This window comes from Sessilibacter sp. MAH1 (assembly GCF_054658315.1).
In genome coordinates this window covers 58,981-79,192 of record NZ_BAAGIC010000018.1, presented here as the reverse complement: position 1 = coordinate 79,192, position 20,212 = coordinate 58,981, and the positions used below count along the sequence as shown (strand labels likewise).

At 41.1% G+C, this 20,212-nt stretch carries 19 protein-coding genes; 3 read left to right on the top strand and 16 right to left on the bottom strand.

Annotated features, from left to right (window positions below; translation table 11 throughout):
- The first annotated feature begins 7 nt into the window (after positions 1 to 7).
- The gene (locus tag ACYQ28_RS16195) at positions 8 to 481 is read left to right on the top strand and encodes an arsenate reductase ArsC (protein ID WP_460051768.1); all 474 of its coding nucleotides are present in this window, start codon (positions 8 to 10) and stop codon (positions 479 to 481) included.
- Positions 481 to 1,509, top strand: coding sequence for an ACR3 family arsenite efflux transporter (arsB, locus tag ACYQ28_RS16190; protein WP_460051766.1), 1,029 nt, complete (start codon positions 481 to 483; stop codon positions 1,507 to 1,509). The genes ACYQ28_RS16195 and arsB overlap by 1 nt, the downstream gene beginning before the upstream one ends.
- A 115-nt stretch (positions 1,510 to 1,624) precedes the next feature.
- On the opposite strand, the gene pepN is transcribed toward arsB, so the two are convergent.
- From pepN to ACYQ28_RS16160, 6 genes are all read right to left on the bottom strand, one after another.
- Complete coding sequence (pepN, locus tag ACYQ28_RS16185) at positions 1,625 to 4,285, bottom strand: aminopeptidase N (RefSeq protein ID WP_460051765.1); 2,661 nt, start codon at positions 4,283 to 4,285, stop codon at positions 1,625 to 1,627.
- 132 nt (positions 4,286 to 4,417) lie between these two features.
- Positions 4,418 to 5,218, bottom strand: a complete 801-nt coding sequence (locus ACYQ28_RS16180; RefSeq protein ID WP_460051823.1) for a DUF2797 domain-containing protein — start codon at positions 5,216 to 5,218, stop codon at positions 4,418 to 4,420.
- A 38-nt stretch (positions 5,219 to 5,256) separates the two neighbouring features.
- A complete protein-coding gene (locus tag ACYQ28_RS16175; RefSeq protein ID WP_460051763.1) occupies positions 5,257 to 5,514 on the bottom strand; it encodes a YeaC family protein in 258 nt (85 codons plus the stop codon).
- A gap of 58 nt (positions 5,515 to 5,572) precedes the next feature.
- On the bottom strand, positions 5,573 to 6,481 hold the full coding sequence (locus ACYQ28_RS16170) for a rhomboid family intramembrane serine protease (protein ID WP_460051761.1): 909 nt from the start codon (positions 6,479 to 6,481) through the stop codon (positions 5,573 to 5,575).
- Positions 6,482 to 6,580: 99 nt separating this feature from the next.
- Positions 6,581 to 7,579, bottom strand: coding sequence for a metallophosphoesterase (locus tag ACYQ28_RS16165; RefSeq protein ID WP_460051760.1), 999 nt, complete (start codon positions 7,577 to 7,579; stop codon positions 6,581 to 6,583).
- A gap of 398 nt (positions 7,580 to 7,977) precedes the next feature.
- On the bottom strand, positions 7,978 to 8,889 hold the full coding sequence (locus ACYQ28_RS16160) for an NAD(+) kinase (RefSeq protein WP_460051758.1): 912 nt from the start codon (positions 8,887 to 8,889) through the stop codon (positions 7,978 to 7,980).
- Positions 8,890 to 9,146: 257 nt separating this feature from the next.
- Between ACYQ28_RS16160 and ACYQ28_RS16155 the strand changes: the two genes are divergently transcribed.
- Positions 9,147 to 10,121: a DUF1853 family protein gene (locus tag ACYQ28_RS16155; RefSeq protein ID WP_460051757.1), complete on the top strand. Its 975-nt coding sequence runs from the start codon at positions 9,147 to 9,149 to the stop codon at positions 10,119 to 10,121.
- Here the strand turns inward: ACYQ28_RS16155 and ACYQ28_RS16150 are convergent.
- The 10 genes from ACYQ28_RS16150 to ACYQ28_RS16105 all read right to left on the bottom strand — a co-directional run bounded on the left by ACYQ28_RS16150 (position 10,082) and on the right by ACYQ28_RS16105 (position 20,088).
- A complete protein-coding gene (locus ACYQ28_RS16150; RefSeq protein WP_460051756.1) occupies positions 10,082 to 11,248 on the bottom strand; it encodes a cyclic nucleotide-binding domain-containing protein in 1,167 nt (388 codons plus the stop codon). The two genes, ACYQ28_RS16155 and ACYQ28_RS16150, sit on opposite strands and share 40 nt — an antisense overlap.
- Before the next feature lie 95 nt (positions 11,249 to 11,343).
- Positions 11,344 to 12,303 carry a 1-aminocyclopropane-1-carboxylate deaminase/D-cysteine desulfhydrase gene (locus ACYQ28_RS16145; protein WP_460051754.1) on the bottom strand — a complete coding sequence of 320 codons (960 nt, stop codon included), beginning with the start codon at positions 12,301 to 12,303 and terminating at the stop codon, positions 11,344 to 11,346.
- An 879-nt stretch (positions 12,304 to 13,182) separates the two neighbouring features.
- The gene (locus ACYQ28_RS16140) at positions 13,183 to 13,800 is read right to left on the bottom strand and encodes a hypothetical protein (RefSeq protein ID WP_460051753.1); all 618 of its coding nucleotides are present in this window, start codon (positions 13,798 to 13,800) and stop codon (positions 13,183 to 13,185) included.
- A gap of 595 nt (positions 13,801 to 14,395) precedes the next feature.
- Entirely contained in the window at positions 14,396 to 14,713 is a 318-nt protein-coding gene (locus ACYQ28_RS16135) for an antibiotic biosynthesis monooxygenase family protein (protein WP_460051751.1), read from the bottom strand.
- A gap of 330 nt (positions 14,714 to 15,043) precedes the next feature.
- On the bottom strand, positions 15,044 to 15,547 hold the full coding sequence (locus tag ACYQ28_RS16130; RefSeq protein ID WP_460051749.1) for a hypothetical protein: 504 nt from the start codon (positions 15,545 to 15,547) through the stop codon (positions 15,044 to 15,046).
- A 393-nt stretch (positions 15,548 to 15,940) separates the two neighbouring features.
- The gene (locus tag ACYQ28_RS16125) at positions 15,941 to 16,465 is read right to left on the bottom strand and encodes a LysE family translocator (protein ID WP_460051822.1); all 525 of its coding nucleotides are present in this window, start codon (positions 16,463 to 16,465) and stop codon (positions 15,941 to 15,943) included.
- Between the two features lie 827 nt (positions 16,466 to 17,292).
- A complete protein-coding gene (locus tag ACYQ28_RS16120) occupies positions 17,293 to 17,694 on the bottom strand; it encodes a contact-dependent growth inhibition system immunity protein (protein WP_460051747.1) in 402 nt (133 codons plus the stop codon).
- Positions 17,695 to 18,078: 384 nt separating this feature from the next.
- Complete coding sequence (locus ACYQ28_RS16115) at positions 18,079 to 18,900, bottom strand: hypothetical protein (protein WP_460051746.1); 822 nt, start codon at positions 18,898 to 18,900, stop codon at positions 18,079 to 18,081.
- 81 nt (positions 18,901 to 18,981) lie between these two features.
- Positions 18,982 to 19,656 (bottom strand): hypothetical protein, encoded by a 675-nt coding sequence (locus tag ACYQ28_RS16110; RefSeq protein ID WP_460051744.1) that lies wholly within the window; start codon positions 19,654 to 19,656, stop codon positions 18,982 to 18,984.
- Positions 19,657 to 19,842: 186 nt separating this feature from the next.
- A complete protein-coding gene (locus ACYQ28_RS16105; RefSeq protein ID WP_460051742.1) occupies positions 19,843 to 20,088 on the bottom strand; it encodes a hypothetical protein in 246 nt (81 codons plus the stop codon).
- Between the last annotated feature and the right edge of the window lie 124 nt (positions 20,089 to 20,212).

Genomic DNA, 20,212 nt, shown 5'->3' with positions numbered 1-20,212 from the left:
TGGGCCAATGAAAATTCTCTTCATATGCACTCATAATCGCTGCCGTAGTATTCTCAGTGAAGCCATAACAAATCACCTAAGCGATGGCACCGTTACCGCTTACAGCGCCGGCTCCAGTCCCAGTGGCGTTGTTCACCCTCTTTCCATTAAATACCTTATTGAAAATGGTTACAGCGCAACTGGTTTACGCAGCCAATCGCTAAACGATTTCGAAGAAAACCTCCCAGATTTTGCCATTACCGTTTGTGATAACGCGGCCAACGAGCCCTGCCCGGTTTGGTTCTCACCGGTACCTATGATTCATTGGGGACTATCGGATCCATCGAAGGTGGAAGGCAGCGAAGAAGAAATAGCCGAAGCGTTTAACTCGACCATCAGAATTATCGAAAATCGAGCAAAGGCGTTATTAAATCTCGATTTAAATGCAACCGCCAAAGAACAATTGAAATCCGCTCTGGAACAAATAGCCGAGATACAATAATGGGTATTTTTGAACGATATCTAAGCGTTTGGGTGGCCGCATCGATCGTTATTGGTGTAGCACTCGGAAGCTTATTCAGCCCTGTTTTCCAACTCATCGCCAAACTCGAAATCGCCCATGTAAATCTACCCGTGGCGATATTAATTTGGATCATGATTTACCCAATGATGGCTCAAATTGATTTTTCCAGCATTAAAGACGTGGGTAAAAATCCTAACGGCCTACTCTTAACCTTGGTAATCAATTGGTTAATCAAACCATTTACTATGGCCGGACTTGGCGTACTCTTCTTTCACGGTTTATTTGCCGATTGGGTAGATCCAAAAACCGCAGAAGAATACATCGCCGGAATGATACTACTCGGTACCGCGCCCTGTACCGCCATGGTGTTTGTTTGGAGTCAATTAACCAAAGGTGATCCCAATTACACGTTAATTCAGGTATCTATTAACGATGTTATTATGATTTTTGCATTTGCTCCTATCGCCGGCGTATTGTTAGGCGTTACCGATATCAGCATTCCGTGGAATACCTTAATTTTCTCGGTAGTTCTTTACGTAGTTTTACCGTTAATTGCCGGTGTAATGACGCGTAGGTACTTCAAAGATAAACCCGAAAAACTCAATGCTTGGCTTGCAACCTTAAAACCATTTTCAATTTCAGGCTTGCTATTAACAATAATCTTGTTGTTTGCATTTCAAGCAGAAATAATGCTTCAAAAACCCATCGATATAGTTTTAATTGCAATACCGCTGTTATTACAAACTTACGGAATATTTTTTATCGCGTACTTTATCGCTCGATATTTAAAACTGCGACACAACATCGCCGCACCCGCTTGCATGATTGGAACCTCAAACTTTTTTGAGTTGGCTGTCGCAGTAGCAATATCTTTATTTGGACTGAACTCCGGCGCAGCTTTGGCGACAGTTGTAGGCGTGTTAGTTGAAGTGCCTGTTATGTTATCGTTGGTCGCAATTGCCAATAAAACTAAGCATTGGTTTGAAGGTGATGCTGATACAGTCTAAAACTTATTTAAAAAATCACTTATGAATTCTTCCATAAGTTAACCAACACTTTTTAAATCTTAAAAAAAAGCCCGTTTTAAAACGGGCTTTTTTTAACCGTAACAAACTATCTAGTTTACTTAACAAGACTTTTGCTTACTACCTCAAATACATCTTTCGATAAATTGGGGGTTTCAACAATGCGTTTTAATTGCGCTTGCATTAGTTCTTGTCGATCGTCAGTTTGTTTTTTCCAGCGCGTTAACGGTGTTAATAATCGTGCAGCGATTTGCGGATTAAGTTCATTTAGCTCAATAACTCGGTCGGCTAAAAACTCGTAACCTGCCCCACTTTTATCGTGAAAACAGACCGGATTACCATTAGCAAAAGCACCAATTAATGCACGCACCTTATTTGGATTTTTAATGGTAAACGCCGGGTGCTGCATTAACGCCTTAACATTATCTAAGGTCGCGTCGTTACACACACTGGCTTGAACACCAAACCATTGATTAACAACCAAGGCTTCGTTTTGCCATTGCTCATAAAAACTTGCCAATGCTTGTTGCGCTAAACTCTGGCCGTAGTGAGTTTGCGAGTGAACAAGAATCGATAATGCACCGAATTGATCGGTCATGTTATTTGCGCGTTGGAATACCGCGTAGGCTTCATCGGCCCAGGCGTCTTCACCGCTGGTAACCAAATACGATAAGCACACATTTTTAATGGCACGCAGTGCAATCTGCTCAGCATTCGCTTGGTATTGCTTGGTTGCCGGAGTTTTTGCGTATTTTTGTTCGAACTCGGCTTTTAATTCTTGCGCTAAAGCGTTACGCAAATATTTTCGTGCAAAATGAATGGCATCGACATCAATCTTAGCGTTCAACTCTGCCAAATAACTTTCCGATGGCAAGGTCAACATATGAGCAACCATTGCAGGGTCAAGAGTGTCGTCGAGCAATAGCGATTTAAATGCTTCGATTAATTGAGGATCAACCGTAATTTCTGCATCTTGAGGTTGTTCCATAATTTCGGAAATAACCTGTACGCATAATTGTTGGCTTGCATCCCAACGATTAAAACCGTCTTCGTCGAGAGACATAATGTTAATTAATTGCTGACGAGAATACGGGTACTTTAATTTTACCGGTGCAGAAAAACCTTGTAACAAAGACGGTACCGGTTTTTCGGAAACATTATTAAAGGTAATGGTTTGAGTGGTTTCGGTAATTTCAAATACGGCGCTGGTTACACCCGAAACGTCATAATCACTTGAATTTAAGGTGATAGGACCATCACCACCTAACAAACCAATCCTCACCGGAATTAAATAAGGCTTTTTATCAATCGCTTTAGATTCTGGCGTATCGACACCGGTTTGCGTAAATATCAGCTGATAAGTTTGCGTATCGGCATCGTACTTGTCTTCTGCCGATAAAATGGGCGTACCCGCTTGGTGATACCAATTCATAAATTGGCTAAAGTCACGTCCACTGGCTTCTGCCATAGCGCCCACAAAGTCTTCAATGGTTGCCGCTTTACCGTCGTTTTTCTCGAAATAAATGTCAGAACCTTTACGGAATAATTCTGGCCCTAACAAGGTGTGAATCATTCGTACAACTTCGGCACCTTTTTCATAAACGGTTAAGGTATAAAAGTTAGAAATTTCAATAAACGATGCCGGTTGCACAGGATGAGACATTGGGCCTGAATCTTCCGCAAATTGCATGGTGCGTAAAACGTTAGAATCTTCTACCCGTTTAACCGTGCGCGAACCCATGTCGGCGGAAAATTCGCTATCGCGAAATACCGTAAAGCCTTCTTTTAAACTCAACTGAAACCAATCGCGACAGGTAACACGGTTACCGCTCCAGTTGTGGAAATATTCGTGAGCAACAACGGCTTCAACACGCTGAAATCCAGCATCGGTGGTGGTTTCGGGTTTTGCGAGAACACAAGAGGTGTTAAAAATATTTAGACCTTTATTTTCCATCGCCCCCATGTTGAAGTCGTCAACAGCAACAATCATAAAAATATCGAGATCGTATTCACGGCCATAAACCTCTTCGTCCCATTTCATGGAATTTTTCAAAGAAGTCATAGCGTGATCGCATTTATCAAGATCTTTAGGTTCAACAAATATTTTTAACGCAACTTCTCGTCCAGAACAGGTCGTAAAAGAATCTTCTAATACCGACAAATTACCGGCGACTAGGGCAAATAAGTAGGCAGGCTTTTTAAAGGGATCGTGCCAAGTCGCAAAATGACGACCATTTCCTAAATCGCCAGACTTAACCAAATTACCGTTACTTAAAAGCACTGGGTATAAAGATTTATCGCCAATTAATGTCGTCGTAAATTCACTCAAGACATCTGGACGATCTAAGTAATAAGTAATTTTACGAAAACCTTCTGCTTCGCATTGCGTGCAAAACATAGATTGCGACTTATACAAACCTTCTAAAGACGTGTTTTCTTGCGGATTAATTTTGCCAACGCATACAAATTCAAATTCATCCGGCACATCGGCAATGGTTAACTGCTCGTCGTCTACCTGGTACTGATCGGCACTAACAACTTCACCATTTATTGTTACGCTTTGCAGTTCTATTTCTTGGCCGTGCAAAACCAAAGGTGCTTTTTGATGCTTAGAATCTTTATTGCGGCGGAATTTTAAAGTACTGGTAACAATGGTCGCGGTTGGTTCTAGGTCGAAATGTAATTGCGTTGATTCAATTAAAAAATCTGGAACGGTGTAATCTTGTAGACGTATCGCTCTTGGTTCTGCGTCTCTCATTTTAGCCTCCAATTAATATACGGTTGGTGTATCATACGGCTGACTATTTACAATGTTATGCGTGTTTTTTTGAGCATTTTTATCAAACAAGACAATACAAAAAATACTCAAGCTTCCATAGGGTATTTAAAATTAATTCAGCGCTATTTTAAGTTGATAGCCGGTGTATTTACGCAAATTGATAACCCCGGTATCTAACATCAAATACTGACCTTTAATGCCACGCAAAACACCTTCAGCACGCGGTATTTTATCAAGATTAAAACTGGTTATTTTTTTGGGATACTCTAAAACTGGATATTGAATATTAACGACTTCGGCCTCTAATTTTTGTACGGCCTGAAGACCAAATTGAGTTTCTAATTCGGTTAATTTTTCACTGGCTTTTGCAAATAAAGAATCGCGCAAGGCAATTAAATCGATGGGCTCGGCATTGCTTTTTAGCATGTTGCGCCAATTGGTTTTATCGGCAATATGCTCTCGCAATACATCTTCGACAAATCCAGATTGCTGTCGCGTACTGACGCGATAGATAGGCAGCGCCTGCTCGGCACCTTGGTCAATCCAGCGTGTAGGAATCTGTGAAATTCGTGTAATTCCCACTTTTGGCGCCGTAGTATTGGCCAGATAAACAACATGATCGGTCATGCAGAATTGATCGGCCCATTGTGTATCTCGGCAAGTTCCTGCGTGATAATGACATCGCTCAGGGCTCATTATGCATTGATCACACTGCGGAAGCGTTTTCATGCAACCGAAACAATAACCTTGTGAAAAGCTCTTTTTGGTTTTTTTACCACACTCAATGCAATTAATAGCACCTTCAAATTCGATGGTAATGGATTTTTCTAAGAACTCATTTAAAGGCAGCTGCTCGGCCCCTAATTTTAAACTGTAACTAACCTGCCCTTGCTCATCGAGCTGTGCGGGCATTTTCACGCACTGCCCTGTTAAGTTAACCGACATTGGCATTAAGACCATTTCAACGGCTGATCTTCGTCCACCGTGTCGTGCTTATGACTCGCACAACTGGGTTTTGGCGGTACATAGCCGGTGCGCTCTTCAGTCGGAACATTGAATTGCTCGTAGGCGATAATGGCTTGTAAACAGTTTTCTCGCTGCTCCTGAGTCACCACCTGCCCGTTTGGCCAGCGGCCAATTTCAACGGCACGCTTGAGGTTTTCGAGTACTTGAGGGGTAATGTTACTGATTAAATCTGAAATGTTCATAAAATCTACATCTGCCATATCAATAAATTTTAACTGTACGCCGCTTAGAACTTTGCCGTTATTTTAGATAATAACGTATACCACGATGAATTCCGGCAGCAATAACACCCGCGATAAAACCGCCCAGATGGGCGCCGTTGGCGATATTTGATCCCGAGATAATGTTCAAAACGGGTGTAAAACCAAGTATTAGGCTGAAAATCATCATGCCTATCAGCGGTTTGGGTATTGCAATAGCGGTTTGAGAACTTCGGTACTGCCAGACCAACACATAGCCAACAAGCGCAAAAACAACGCCCGATAAGCCACCAAAGAACGCAATACCGTCCCATTGCGCTTGCACAATGTTTGAAATAATCCCGGTAAAGACCACCAAGATCAAATACGACCGCAAACCAATAGCTCTCTCAATTCTGCTACCTAAAAACCACAGCATCGTAGCGTTTAGGGCAATATGCAATCCACTAAAATGAATAAAAACAGGTGTAAATAGCCGCCAGAACTGGCCTGCCGCAATATCTTGATACACAGAGGCAATCTGGCTTTCAGGAATAAAAACCTGATGGAATGAAATGGTGTTTAAAATTCGAACCGAAAAATGGCTGGGGAACAGTACCAACAGGCACCCTAGAATGCCTAGCACCACTAAGCTTAGGGTTAATGGAGCAGCAGTAAAAGCTTTAGCGATAGAGTGCTCGATTCGGCTAAGTTGCTGAACGCCACTGGAAGTTGTCGTGCTTTTAGCTGAAGGAACGGTGTTTGGCCAAGATGCGGCACCACTAACCAGCTCGTCGATAATTGTTTTTACCTTGGGAACATCGCCTTCGTTGAACAACCACAGCACCTGCAGATTTTGGCTCTGCTCTTCTATAAAACGGTGAGTAATACCAACCTGCGTTAAATGTCGATCTAGATGACTTAAATTCTTAGATAACGGAAAACCTGCTGCAGGAAACCAAGCGCTCATAAATTAGCCAAATTCGACATTTTACAGGAAGATTTTTTTACAATAAGACTAAGGTTGCGCCTAAGTTATAGAGTTCAACCGATTCACGCAGCATTTCGATCAATCTGGCTCCGGTTCACGCCATTCAGGAGGGTTTACGTAGATCCAAGTGAATTTATCGGCCTGCAGCTTTGATTCACCGTCAAACCGATACGCAGCAAGACGCCCATATTTTACCGCACTGTAATCCATGCAGGCGATGTTCGATGTAATTGGACGAGGCTTGCCTTGCAACCAGTAGTGACCAATAAACAGTGGCGCCGCAGAGCGTGGGTAAAACAGCAGATTTTCTCGCTCGTCGTCGCTGAGCTTACGATCGACCAAGTCTTCGGGTAGCGGATCGGGCTGAAACACCACATCGCCGTAGGTTTCTGGATCTTCCGCCCAAAACTTGGTTCTGAAAAAACGGCGTTGGTATCCGTCTCGACTGGTAATCACACGCCCGGCAGGAAGTTTTAAGTCTGTACCGCGAGTGAGTCGATCCATCAACTTGCCTTCAAACGACTCGCGATCAACGGATTTGATGATGAATTCTAGTGATACTCGGTTGGAGTGATACCGCTTTAGGTATTCACTGATTAAAAAATCGTCCCAACAAGCATGAACAACCCGAAAACTGCCGAAGTCATAGAAAAGTGGCAGTGAACGAAACCACTCAATATAGTTTTTCCATTCTTCTGGATAAGCAGCAAACTGCTCTAAGGTTTCGGCAATTAAGCGATTGTGGTGGTTATTGTGCTCGCGAAGGTATTCTTGCCCCATGATCGCGGGCGCGGGAGTGCAGTAACCAACAGCATTGTATTCATGGTTACCCATAATGCAAACAGCGCTACCGGATTCGACCATAGAGTGAACAATCGCTAAAGCCTCACGGATATGAGGTCCACGATCGACAATATCACCGAGAAAAACAGCCAGACGAGTTTGATGGCGCCAAACCCCCGACTTAAGAGAGTAGCCCAGTTTCGCTAGCAATCGTTTCAACGTCTCGGCACATCCGTGGATATCACCGATAATATCGAAACCTTTAAAACGATCGAGTTCGTGCTCCGCCAACATGGCAACTACTTGGTTATTGAGTGTTCACAAAATGCTGTGTGTAATTTTTAGGCTAACTTAAATAGCCATCACCAGCGCGTATAAAAAAACGACAACTCTATTGGCCAGACACATTAATAGTGAATCTAACAATTAATCTAGAGTGGCCTACGGCACAAGCATGTGTCGCGATTTTCAAGAAAACGTCGCTAATTTCAAGAACAATAAGTCATTGAAATTGTGAAGAAATTGAAAATACTGTTTTCAGTTTCTGGTCTTTGCTTAACGCATAAGGGAATTAAGCAAAAATTCCTATTAGTAATTATTGACGTCAAAATTACTGAAGTCGAGCAAATAAAAGACGCTATTTTGTAAATACTTGTTTTGACTCCAACAAGTGCTTACCGGTTAAGAAATCTTTACGCGTCTTCTTCGAAATCAACATCGTTATCCGTCGGTAAATGGCTACCCCACCCTAATTTTCGTCGGCAGGTTTCATAAAAATCGTGACCTAACGGATGAATCAACGTTAGTTCATGTTCATGCTTACGAACAATGACTTCATCGCCTGGCTGAGTAACCAGATGAATCTGACCGTCACAGGTCGCGTAAGGAAAAGCGGTATTTTCAGCGCCAATCACCATCCGCACCTGACTTTTACCGGAAATAATCATCGGGCGACTGCTGAGCGTATGCGGACTGATTGGCACAATTTCGATGGCATCTAACTTAGGATGCATCAAAGGTCCGCCACCACTTAATGCATAAGCCGTAGAACCTGTGGGTGTTGAAATAATAATTCCATCCGATCTCTGGCTGTAGACAAAATATTCATCCACATAGAGTTCGAATTCGATCATACGAATAAACTTACCGGGATGTAATACCACGTCATTTAACGCAATGCCGTCGCCAACTTGCTCACCGTTACGAAGAACTTCCATTTCGAGCAGAAAGCGCGTTTCCGAAAGATAAGCGCCACCAAGTACTTCCAACACCTTGGTATCAATATCGTTCGGTGAGATATCCGTAAGAAAGCCCAACCGACCCCGATTAACACCCAGCAATGGCGTTCCGTATTGACAAACCGCGCGCGCAGCGCCGAGCAAACTGCCGTCACCGCCTACAACAATAACGATATCAGCAACTTGTCCGAGCTCGTCTAAATCTTCGCATCGAACCTCTAAGCCGGGTAAACTCGCCGCCGTGTTGGTATCCAACAGAGCCGAATACCCTGCCTCAACAAGTAAATGAAACAATCGTTTCACCGTTTGCGAAGCAAGCTCACTACCAGGACGCCCTATCAGGCCAATTGTTTTAAAGCCAGTCATTGTTTAGGGAAACCCTGAAAGCCATAATTAAATTCATTGACATTAACTACACCTGTCAAACAAGCCCATTCCACCACAGGAACCGATTTTACAGCAAAGGAATTAAAAGCCCAGTTTTTAGGACCAGCAATCGCATCAAGACATGACATAACGATCATTATTGTGTGAAATATCCTATTTTTCCGGCAAAAAAGCACTCGAAAGGTATAAATTTCATCCAACCTGAAGTTTAGGTTAAATAAAAACGGTCGTCATACATGCTACAACTTAGAATTAAACAACTTATTTGGAGCCTTACTTCACCTAACCTTTTAACGGAATGGGTTACAGATGATGCGCAACCGTTTTGCTACCCCATCAATGAAGATATCTTAACCGAACTTACCCGTACGCTATTTCTCGATGACTCAATTACTTCTCTTAAAAATCACAATCGTTTGGGTAAAACCTTTGAGCAACTTATTTTTTTCTGTTTAAAACATTTAAGCCAAAGCTCACCCAAACCGGCAATTACTAACCTAAATCACGGCGTACAAATTAAAACGTTCGGTAAACACAAAAGAACATTAGGCGAAATTGACTTCTTATTTCATGATTCATTAAATAACCAATCAATACACCTAGAAACCGCCGTTAAATTTTATCTCGCCGATGTTAATCAACTCGAACAATTAAACGAGCAAAAAGCGTGGGTTGGCCCCAATCGAAAAGACCGTTTAGATTTAAAAATTAATAAGCTCTTCTCAAACCAACTCACACTAACCAAACAACAAGAGAGCGAGCAAACAATTAAAAATCTAGGGTTTGATCGTGGTGAATTTGCGCAGCAGTTTTTAGTAAAAGGCGTGCTGTATCTCCCACACTGGGTAACAAAACATCCTAAAGAAGAAATCAATAAACACCTGCCCAAAGCAATAAACACCAACAACGAATTTGGGTATTGGATTGCACAAAGCCATCTACCACAGCTATTAAACAACAGCTTTGCAGCGCGAACTTTGTGCAGAGATGAGTGGTTAACTGTACCGGTGGCACAAGATCAGCTAACCGAGTTCAACAACCGCCATCGGTTAGATTCGAACAATAAAGAAAACTTAGTGACTGAAATTCAACAACATTTCGCAACCTACGCGCGCCCAATTCAAATTATTATCAGCACAATGGATAACCCACAGAATGTGAAGATATCACGCTATTTTATTGTTGCTGACGATTGGTCCGCCACTACTTGACCGCCTCTCAACCAATACGATTGATCAGAAATTAGTTTTTGCCATTCGGGATTGACCAAGCACTTCGACAGTACTTTTTTAAATCCCCCGGCTAACGACATGGCTTTATAGCCAAGCTTAGACAATACCAGCGCAGCCGCATCGCTTCTAAATCCTGTGTCGGAGTAAAAGACATATTCTGCACTGGTGTCTAAACGTGGTAAGTGCAATGGCAATAAATCTAAAGAAATATTGACCGCATTACGCAAATGGCTCACTTCATACTCGGGTGAGGTTCTGACATCAACCAGTATTTTAGTGCTTTCTTCAGCAGATTTGGCCTCCGATAGACCGCGAATAAGAGGCAACAAATACTTTAATTCAACCTTAGGTGACGATTCTTCTTCCATCAGAGGTAGAAAGTCATCTTTAGCTAAACACATTAATACGCCATTTTCGATCATAGTAACCGTTGCATTACGCTTGGTTTTATTAACCAAGGCGTCCTCACCAAAGCAACGTCCCGCGGCAATTTCCGCAACCGTCGCCGAAATTTGTGTCATTGGATCATAAATATCAACACGAGCACGGCCTTCTTTTATAAAAAAGCACGCATTGCCAATTTCACCTTGACGAACAATCACATCGCCGGCACTAACCACTTTTGGAGTAAGTTTTGAAAAAATATCGGCAACATTGGTGGGTGGAACTTTAAAAAATAGATTTGAATCTAGAATAAAATTAATCCACTCGGCATCTTCATCGCGGGTAGGATCACCGGCAATCTGCACACGCTGGAACTCAGCCATCTGGCTCCAGCACAGCTGTTTACGAAGATCGTCAACTGGAAAGATCAATAATTCAGAATCGCTAACCGCGGTTAACTTAACGGTAGATTGAGCTTGGTAGGCTAATGGCAATAAATTGGTATTAGCGTTTACATTTTGCAACTCACCGTTTGGGTAGGTAATTTCAACTTCACCCGAATATAAATAAACGATGACCTCAGAACCAAACTGGTCAGTTTCGACGGAAGCGCCCTTTAGCACAAAATAACTACTGGCTTTATCCAATAAGAACTCTAAGTGCTGCTGAGGAATGCCCTGAAGCGGCACAAATGAGTGAAGGCCATCGATTTTTCTGTTCATACCCTGTAGCGCCACAAACGCTTTAATGTGTTTTGCCAGCGTTAATAACTAACCAAAACTGACTAAATTAACCAACACAAAAACGGTGCTGTCCCTTAAAAAGTCGCCATCTTATCGAAATGTTTAAATCCGCGCCGCCCTTGGATTCCACCAGTGTGAACCGCAATAACATTTTCGCCGGCTTTGATTAGACCTTGATCAATCATTGCGTTAATAGCGAACAACACTTTAGCCGTGTATACAGGATCAAGCAAGACAGGAAATTGGCGTTCAAAATCATCTATAAACGACAAAAGTGCTTTTGAGACCTTGGCATAACCGCCACAATGATAATCAAAGAGGATTTTCCAGCTAGGAACCTGCTCAGCGCCCACATTTACCAACAGTTGATCAACAAATGAAGTCAGCGTATCAACGCCTTTAAGAACACTAATGCCAGTGACTTCATAACGATGTTTAGGCAAACCCGACACCAAACCCGCAAGTGTAGCCCCTGTTCCACACGCCACAAAAATCTTGGTCGGTTGCGGAAATATCGGCATCGTGCTTACCTGCCGATCAATGGATTGACCAATAAGCTGACAACCTTTAACGGCCAGCGTATTTGCACCACCTTCTGGAATTAATACATAACGCGGGAAATCTTGTTGAAATTCTAGTGCAAATTTGTCTGTATCACGCTCCTGCCAACGAGATTTATCCAAAAAAACCAAATTCATTCCCAAAGATTTACAATCTTTTAACGTAGGTGTTAGTTCAGCACCGTAATTACCCCGTACAAAACCAACCGTTGGCACAGAAAGTAGATGCCCTACGTGCGCTAAAGCGTGAAGATGATTTGAAAACCCTCCACCAAATGAGGCAACTCCTTCTAAATCGTCACAATAAAATGCGCGAATATTCTCAAGCAACTTGTACCATTTATTGCCCGAACAGTCAGAATGCACCAAATCCTCGCGCTTTAACCACACGCCCACACCTGAAGATTTCGCACTTGCCCAGGAAACATCCTCTAACGGCGTATCGGAATAAAAGTTGAAAAAATCGAGAGACATAATGCGCGTAATTTAAGTAGGTCGTAGAGTTAAAAGAACATTGAACGAAAACAATACCACAACCCTAAGAAATTACGCACAAATTAGAAGAATCAGATCAACGGACTTAAATCTCGTAAATTACAGAGAAAACATTGAAATAAGAGAACAATAAGAACAAATCTATTAGCTGCAAATAACTAAGTACCAATAAATGATCGAAACGCACACAGCGACCAAGACAGGTCCCGTAAGAGAGCAGTCATTTAAAAAACAAATGAAAACAGCCATAAAATCACAAACAACAGCCCTTTAAAACAAAAGTAAGTTTTAATAAAATTAAAAAACCAATCAAATTTCTTAACAATTAACTTTACCTAGGCAATGCTTTTGAAAATTTATCAGGCTGAGGTTAGAAAATAATTTTGTAAGAATTAATGAGGACACTTTACAACCATCAATAGCGAACAGCTCGTTATCAATTAAGCCTTATTTCTGAAAAATTAAAATTATCAGCCTGAATATTTCAACGATCTCTTTTGGATAGCAACACACAAGATTAACACCCGTTGTGAAGTGAGGAATTGAATCTTACGATAAGATTTAAAAATAATATTTTTACTGCAACACCATTCAATTCCTCAGTGTGTGGCAATTATCTTGCGGTAAGCAAACAAGATAATTTTTAATAATATTGCTGAATCTTAAACCGACCTACCGCCAGGTTCTGTCTCGTTTTTATAATCAGGATAAAAAAGGAAATACGAGCACACTATTGATTAAATAATGAAAACCGTGCACAAAAGCACCTGCTGGTAATTGCCTCTTAAAATTAATATAACCCGTTTTATTGAAAGGGATGCATTTAGGGTCAAAGCCGCCAGCAACGTATTGTTAGGCTTATGCGCCGCCATACGTTGCCCTGTATTCGCTGGGAATTTCCACGGGAAATAGACCACCAGAGAAAGCCAGCATGATTAGGAACGATACCAAGACACCAACAAAAATAATTGAGTAACCAGCTAGATCTCGCGCTTGTAGCGATAGTCGTCCCTGCAACAACCAATGAGCCGCACACGCCACATGACAAAACACCGCCACAACAGCAAGAAAATAATACGGAATAAAATAAAACTGAAACGGATCCACATATATTCCTGCTGCTGCAAAATAGAAATTGGTATCAAGATCAAGTTGAGCCCTGCCAAAAAGCACAGCCCCAACATGGTTAACGAGAAAGAACGCTAGATATCCGCCAGAAATGGCCTGTAACCGCTCAAAGAAGCCTTTTCTCTGTCCCCAACGACGCTTAATGAACAGCAATCCTGAGCCGACCTGAAATGTCACACATCCAAGCAGCACTATCTCCACAAGTTGTTGGCGATAGACCTGCCTCAAAACATCCATCACGGCAATATGAGTGTCTACTCCTCCCAACGCAAACAAATGATTGCATATGTGGACCACAATAAATCCGCAAATAAAGCATGCGGATATTCGATGAAACATATGAAGCATTAAATTTCTCTCGTAAGACTAACGACCCGCTAAACAGCGAGCCGCACAGTGGCGAATCCAAAGTAAAAAACGTGTTTTTACCTGATGTTTTAGCAGCTCGTTATAGGTTTGAAATACAAACAACCATCACCAACATTGATGAATCTACCACTTTAAAATACCGGCTGATAAACCAAAAAAAATCTAACACAATTTAACGCAGAATATGAAGAAAGAACGAGATTAATTTTAAGATTGTAAAAACACAGAATAATGGTTACCACGTTAACCCCTATTCTGTGTTTTAGCTTACCGAAGTTTCAGTCACCAAGAATGACGAAATAATGACAAAGCAATGATTAAACTCACCAAGAATATACAAAGAAAGGCATATAACGCTAAGCCAAGTGTACGCAAACACCACTAAACTCAAAATAACCAGCGTAAACACACAAACCAATTTTAATCAAAACCACCAGGTGCTTGCAGTCCATCTTAAATGTTCTGAATGTGAATCTTTCGCGCGCCTACCTAAAAGAGGAAATCTCTTATGTTGCTGATAGGTTAAAGTTAACTTGAAACAAGACTTGTTTGCGGCAAATACGCGCTTGATTGGTTATGCTTTAAACTCAACTGATTGTAGATAGTCATCAGTGACTTCCATCTCGTAAATTGTTTTTGACGAAACGAGACATTTTCTCATCTCATTTCGAGCCGCAAGATAGTCTTCGCCAGTTAGGTTTCCGTTGTTCCATATTTCTTTACTCGGCCACTGAGCATACCCCACATAAATATTGAGTTTATTCGTTTTATGTAACCTCGAACCGAGACTCCCGCACTCTTGGTAAATACCCTGCGTCGTCTTTAACCAATATTGCCTAAAAACTTCTTCTTTCCCTTCTATAACTTCAAACTCGTAGACAGCTATAAACACTTGCATCTCCTAATAAATATAACACCGTAGTCTGGAGCGCACGTTAGCGCGTCCGATAGAGATCACATTTTGTGGTCGAAACGAATAACAGCAGCTTGTTAGAACAACCACGAAAATAAATATTTAGCAGCCCCAAAGGCGCACCACCAAATACATAAGCCACCTTACCTTCTATTACTCAATTATCCAATTTAAACCACGAAGAACAAAACTGCACAACGTAAACCTAACTTTCACTAAAAATTAGCTGCCACGATTTCGCGTTAGTTCTGAGGCCACAATAATTTGACAAAAGAAGCGCAGCGTATTGATGTCAAATAAATTATTTTGTTAAGGCTTTTTTGCACGTTCAAATTTAGAAACACGGACATAGCGCCCTTTGAATTTTAGTTTTGCCAGCTCCGTTAATGCAATAATTGTTTCATTTACCACTAATAGATCATTGGCAGTAGTTGCATATTCATTTGATTGTGGTTGTTTCTCAATTTCAACGAATTTAATCTGCAATTCTTTTTTTGAGACTTTAACGTAGCAATATATTGCGTTAGTACCAGGATATCTTAAACCTAAATTTTTTGTGTGCCCAGTAAGCGGTTGCAACCCCCAAGATATGCTTGAATTAAGTAGTTCAAAGCCTTCGCTTTTTAAAAAGTTTTCAATTTCGAGTGCGAACTGATCAACCTCTTCGTCGCTGGCCAATATTTTTGATGTGCCATCCACGCCTAAACCAGCATCAATGCGCTGGATATTTTGTTGTTTTAACATTGCACCTTTAGGTGGACAGCCACATAAAAGCAACGATGTAACGATAATAGCTATTGCTCGAATTTTCATAGTTTCCCTAGCGCCCCACTAAACATCCAGCCAAGCGGTGGCGAGTCCAAAAAAGCCGCGCTTTTACCTGATGTTTAAAATGCTGGCCAAAAATTCAACACAAATTCACGTAGACTTTGAAGAACAAACGCGATTAATTTTCAAACCGTAAAATACAAAAATATAAGTTACCACGTTAGCCGCTCAACGCTTTAGTTTACATAGGCTTCAGCTACAAAGAAGGACGAATTTCAATAATAACGCGACAGTTAAACTCGCAAAGAATAATACAAAGAGGACGTATAACACTGCCATAAATGGTGGTTTTTAATTTACACTTTTGACATAAAATGAAGTGAAGCAGAATGGCAAAAGTGCGACTTAAAAGCCATCCGCTTGATTGTTTTGTTATACCTACTTGCTTGAGGCGGCAAGACCAATACCAAAGCCAATAAAAACCCCGCCACTTACTTTATTAAGAATAGAGTTTGCATTTTTAGACGATAGCTTTGATCTGGCGAAAGACGAAAAAACAGCATACAGAGTATGAATTACTACCACCAAAACACTAAACGTAGCAGCTAATAGAAAAAATTGCGGAACATATTCCTTAGACATGTCAATAAATTGTGGGAATATAGACATAAAGAAGATTACTGCTTTGGGATTAGATACGGAAACTAAAAAGCCTTCAATAAAACATTTGACATGGGAAGTCTCTTGCTTTTTGATTACGGCCTCATTCGTGACTTTTTTAAAAAACATCTTGATGCCTAAATAAATCAAATACGCAGCGCCAGCAATTTTTATTACGTTAAATGCAAGTGCAGAGGTTGCCAAAACAATTCCTAGGCTAGTGGCAGACACAAATGCAACCAGTAGAATTGCCAAAGCAATACCAAGAATCCCAGCAAAAGATTTAGAAAGCCCTCTTTGGATAGAGTTACTTATAGGAAACTCTGATTAACCTAGAGTTTCTCGCGACACAAGGATGTGTCGCCAATTTCAAGAACGGTAAGTGATTGAAATTGTGAAGAAATTGGAAATCGCATTTTCAACTTCTGTCCTCTGATTAAATCATGGATGAGTTAATCAGAGGTTCCTATAGTTAACATTACTGCTGGGCCTGGCAATAAAATAGTTGCCATTGCGACGCTAATATAAACGAAATAATTTTCCATCTTTGTTCCCCCTGTATAACGGTGACATACAAGCCGAAGCGCCAGCGACGTCCAGCGCAACGTAGTGAAGCGATTTTTGATGTATTTGTTATGTGTTTTATACTTCCAAATCATTTAAATATTGTTCAATGCTTGACTTTAGCAATGATAAGCCAGCTTGACTAGCTTTAACGCCAAACCTGCCAAGTGGCAACCAACCCCATAAATAACGAGTAATATAGACGGACGTCTTATTGTCACTTTCTCTTGTATGTAATTTATAAATGCTTGCTCCTTGAACTATTTGAACCTCTGTCTTGGAGATTTGAGTGATTTCCGAGTTGTTGAGGTTGATTAGATAATACTGGGAAGCACCTTCACCGCCATAGTTGAACCGGTAGATTGTAAAGTATTGAGATCTATTGTTTTCAAAGAACTCTATCTGATATGAACCAGATGCAACAAACCTGATATTCTTCTTGTTCCTTGAATTTATTATCTTAATGGCACGAAACATGATCACAAGTTACACATAACGCCGTAGTAAGGGGCGCAAAAAGCGGGGCTTTTGGCGTCCTGCGCAGTGGCGGAGTGAACTTGACCGCCTTATGGCTCATTTTTAAACTCGAAGTGCTGTAGTGACGACCATATGTTTTTAGACATTGTGCTAAAAACACCTTCAAATTCAATTCTGACTTCGACGAGACGATTATTGAGTTCAGGGTGCTGATTCCAGAAGCTTTCAGGAACATTAACCACGTTTTCCAAAAGGTCACCACGGTAAAAGTCACCGCTTACCAGCGGGTCGCTTTCTAGTAGGTCTAGTGCAAGGGGAATAAGAAACTCTAGCGCAATTCCTTGCCCGATTAGCATTCGTAAGTTTTCAACATTTAAGTCAGCAACAGGTGTTTTAACAAGAGAAAAACACTTTGTAGATAGAGAGGACTGTAGCTCTGGAGAGCTGAAAACGTTCCCTGTTAGTTCTTCAATCGATTTCGATTTATCCATAAATACCCGTAAAGCCATAACACTGCGTTAAGTGGTGAGCAACGCGAACAACCAACCTAAACCATTGTGCCGTAAACACTTAAGTCAATTCAAATCGAAAATGCCCAGCGTTGTGAATCTGTCTTAAACGCTTTGTTATGGCGCTGAACTCAACGTTAGTTCTTGTATATCAACTAGGTCGACGTCCCTACCCAATATTCGCTTGTACTCCACCGATGATGAACTGAGATAACGGGCAACTCCAGGCTGCTTTCACTTTCTCACTTATCTAGTTCCCTTAGCCAAATCTTGCCCTGCGCCATAACGTCGCTTTATTGCGCAGCATTGAGAGTCTAATGGAAGCTGAGAAGCAGCTGGAATGCGTATTAAAAGTCTTGTTATGCATTACTCACCATACGCCAAGAAATTTAATTTTTCTGGCCCAGACCAAAACAACCTCGGCCAATCAATTAGATATAGACCATGTTTTTCTGTGAATTTATCGATCTTATCTGCTATTCCAGCTATATTAGATTCTTTTGTTTGGCCGATATTCAACGCTACGATTTTACCTGACTCATTAACTTGGCCCCATAGCACCCAACCAGATTCAGTTTGCATAGCAAAACCACCAACAATCGTTGCTGCTGCATTATTAAAGGCCACACCTTCGTATTTTTTAGCAATTTCAAAGGACTCCTCTAACATATTAAGAGTTAGTGGGTTACTCTCTAGTGGTTTTACAATTTTTTCTCGAAGGTGTAACTTCTTAAAGCCAACTCCTTTCCTTTGATTTTCATATATATTCTTTATGTGACCCAGCTCTTCATCAATAGTTGATTCATAGCTTCTCACCACAAACTCAAACTGCCTCCAATCGTCTTCATGGAAAACTGCAATATTTTCTAGTGATTCGGCGTTCTCAACGCCTGCAATATCGTTGTTTATAGTGGGTAAACTATAAAGTAACTCATTTGGATCCATTTGAGTTATCTTGCTTTTGGCCAAATACAGGTTTAACTTGCCAATTTTCCTGAATTTAGTTTTTTCGGCTGGTTCAGCCTCTAAGACCCTCCAGTCATCCTCACCTAAGTGCATAGTTGTATCGATTTCAAAAGTGTCAGGCAGTTGCTCAATTGGTACATTCGAAGCCGCGAAAGGAGTCTCGCTCTTTCCTTCGTAGAATTTAACCTCGATTACACTTTTATCTCTTCCAAAACCTAACATTGACACTCCCATGGCTAAAAAATAAGTATTCTATTCATACTGCTTTCTCAGAGTGTAACGCCAAATTCAGCGGTTTGTCTGCTATAATGGTTTGTTAACTGCCTTGGACTCAATCCATTGCCTAACAGGGGCAACCCATCCTTCTAAAGGTTTGAAAAACGCGCCATGTCCCTTCCCAGTTGAAATACTTATCTCCTTGAATGAAATTAGGCGCTTACTTTTCCTGGCGATTTCCTTGCAAGACAAAGCCTCATCAGTAGTTTCGTATACGGATAGGAAGTTTCCTCCAAAGGCCACTGTAGGTTTACTTTGGACTGACCCAGGCCAACATGTTGCTAGCAGTACCGTATTTATATTCAGCTCATCCAGTTCACTTGAAGCAAAAGCAGTTAGCTCTCCTCCTCTTGAAAAGCCCACAAGAGTGATATTTGAAGGCTCAACCCCTGCTGAGATTAACTCTTTCACCCAAGAAGCTAATTTTCTAGCGTATGGAATGATTTCAGTATTTCTAGGTCGATGCTCTGCGATAACATTAAAGTCATCATCGATAACTAAAGCGTCTTTTATTAAATCAAACTCATACGCTCCAAATTTTGGATGCACCGGTCTGGCGTTGCTCCCCTCGACAATCAAGCCATGCGAGTAGATGATATATTTTTCATCAGTCTTTATTTCAGAAGGAAAGCCACTAAAAACCCCTCCAGCCATAGAGTGCTCGATTAAACACAATAAAAAAACAGCAAGGTACTTTTCCAAACTCACCCCTCTTATTCGATGGTAGCAGTTAACGCCCGCATTTGGGGCCGGAGTGAAGGTCCCAGGGCACATAGTGTGCCGACCAAGATGCGCTTGTTAGCATTATTGTTTACCATAAGTAATTACTAGTGACCATTTGCGACCTACCTGATTCATTGCAAGTTCAAGATTATTGTATTTAGAGCCCTATAATTCAGCTGCATGCGTACCAACCACACCCGAACTGCCAGCCAATAAAAACGTCATATAATATGATTCCGCGTATTTTTGACTTAATAGATTATCTGCTTTTCCAAATTTCAATTGTAATTCTTGATTAATTGACTTAAAGAGATATGAAGCCTCTTCTTTTGTTTCTGGCTGGAACAAAATGGTTGATTTTATAAAGGTGGATTCTTGACAGAATACTAGTGCATAACCTTCATAACCCAAAAACTTTATCGTCCCACCCTACTCACCCCGTTCTTGATATTCGAACGAATTAACAACTTCATCACAAGATCCATCAAGTTTATTCATAAGTGGATCTGCAACCGCAATGGAAGAAAACATAACT